Raw genomic sequence first — 1,851 nt, 5'->3', positions numbered from 1 at the left:
GCCGCGTGCAAACCCTGGCCGCCGACAACACCGTGGCCGACCTGATAGAAATCGAGTCGGCCCCGGGGCGTGAGCAAATGCAAACCGTCGTCGAGCGGCTGTCCAAGCGCCTGGCCGGGCCGCAGAATACCGAACTGCGCCGCGCCCTGGCCGTGTGGATCCGCCGGGTCGTCGCACAGCGTCTGCCTCCGCAGGCCAAGCTGCCCGCCGTCACTGAACTTTCAGAGGTACAAGCCATGCTCTCACGCAATGTCACCCGCTGGGACGTTCGGGCCATGGAGAAGGGGCGACAGGAGGGGCTGATCGAAGGCCACACCGACCGTGCTCAGCGCACACTCGAACGCCTGCTCACCCGCCGCTTCGGCCCGCTGCCCCCAGAAGCGCAGGACCGCATCCACCAAGCCACCCTGCCCCAACTCGAGACCTGGCTCGACCGCATCATCGACGCGCCCACCTGGCAGGCGGTGTTCGACGAGCACTGATCCGGCATGGCGCCAACCGCTGTAAGTTGGCACGAACTGGCCGCCCGGCATCGGACGCGCAACAGAAGATCACGCTCATGCTGTTCTTCCGCTTCCCGCACACGCCGCACATCGCATGGCTGGGCTAGGGCCAGCCGCGCGACGACAAGGCGTTGTCGTCTGCCGAGGCGGCAGACTTGCTGACCCGTGTGGTGATACTCAAAGAGAAGGCTCAGCGGGCCTTCCCTGAAACTGCTCCATCCGCTCGACCGCAAGGGGCTGGAAGATCGTGTCCCATCGCGTGGTGTAACTCCACAGCCCGGACAGGCTGAGATGCACGCGGTGCTCAGCGCTGCACAGCAGGCAGGCGAGCAGGGGCAGTATCGCTGAGGGTCTGCAGGCCTTCAAGCTGCATGTAGCGGCGCTGCAGGGTCCACTCGTCGCTTTGCTCCAGCAGCATGGCGCCGACCAGCCGCGTGATGGCGCGATCATTGGGGAAGATGCCCACCACGTTCGTGCGTCGCTTGATCTCGGCGTTCAGCCGCTCCAGCGGGTTGGTGCTGTGGATCTGCAGCCAGTGCGCCTTGGGGAAGTCCATGTAAGACAGCACCTCTTGCTCGGCCGCGTCCATGAGGCTGCCGATCCTTTCGAACTTGCCGCGCAACTGGTCGGCCACCACGCGCCACTGGGCGTGCGCTTCCTTGGCCGTTTCCTGGGCGAAGACGGTGGCGATTGCGGCACTGACCATGCGCCGCTGGGTCTTGGGCGCGTGCGCCAGCGCGTTGCGCATGAAGTGCACGCGGCAGCGCTGCCAGGTGGCCTTCAGGACCTTGGCGACGGCCGCCTTGATGCCCTCATGGCTGTCGCTGATGACGAGCTTGACACCGCGCAGGCCCCGGCGCATGAGGCTGCGCAGGAACTCCGTCCAGAACGGCTCTGCCTCGCTGGGGCCGACCTTCATGCCCAGCACCTGTCGCTGACCGTCGGTGTTGACCGCCACCGCCACTATTACCGCCACGCTCACGATACGCCCGGCCTCACGCGTCTTCACGTAGGTCGCGTCGATCCACAGGTAAGGCCAGTCGCCTTCGATGGGGCGCTCCAGGAAGGCGCCCACGCGCTCGTCGAGTTCCTCGCACAGCCGGCTGACCTCGCTCTTGGAGACGCCGCTCATGCCCAGCGCCTTGACCAGGTCGTCCACCGAGCGCGTGGACACGCCGTGCACGTAGGCTTCCTGGATGACCGCGGCCAGCGCCTTCTCGGCCGTGCGCCGGGGCTCCAGGAACTCAGGGAAGTAGCTGCCGCGGCGCAGCTTGGGGATCTGCAGCTCGACGGTACCGGCGCGGGTCTCCCAGGTACGTTCCCGGAAGCCGTTGCGGCTGTTCAGCCG

The 1,851-nt window shown here is 66.8% G+C and carries 2 protein-coding genes; one reads left to right on the top strand and one right to left on the bottom strand.

The annotated features are described in order from the left end of the window. Positions 1-482 (top strand): DUF4351 domain-containing protein (locus ACOVRJ_RS10520; protein WP_422043801.1); only part of this gene is annotated, 482 nt, incomplete at its 5' end. A gap of 325 nt (positions 483-807) precedes the next feature. On the opposite strand, the gene ACOVRJ_RS10515 is transcribed toward ACOVRJ_RS10520, so the two are convergent. Continuing rightward, a partial coding sequence (locus ACOVRJ_RS10515) for an IS256 family transposase (protein WP_422043800.1) occupies positions 808-1,851 on the bottom strand: 1,044 nt, incomplete at its 5' end.

Origin of the sequence: Roseateles sp. (assembly GCF_049240545.1) — a bacterium.
In the GTDB taxonomy this organism is placed as follows: domain Bacteria; phylum Pseudomonadota; class Gammaproteobacteria; order Burkholderiales; family Burkholderiaceae_C; genus Paucibacter_A.
Note: the sequence above shows the minus strand (reverse complement) of the source record. Positions and strands in the feature narration are given on the sequence as shown.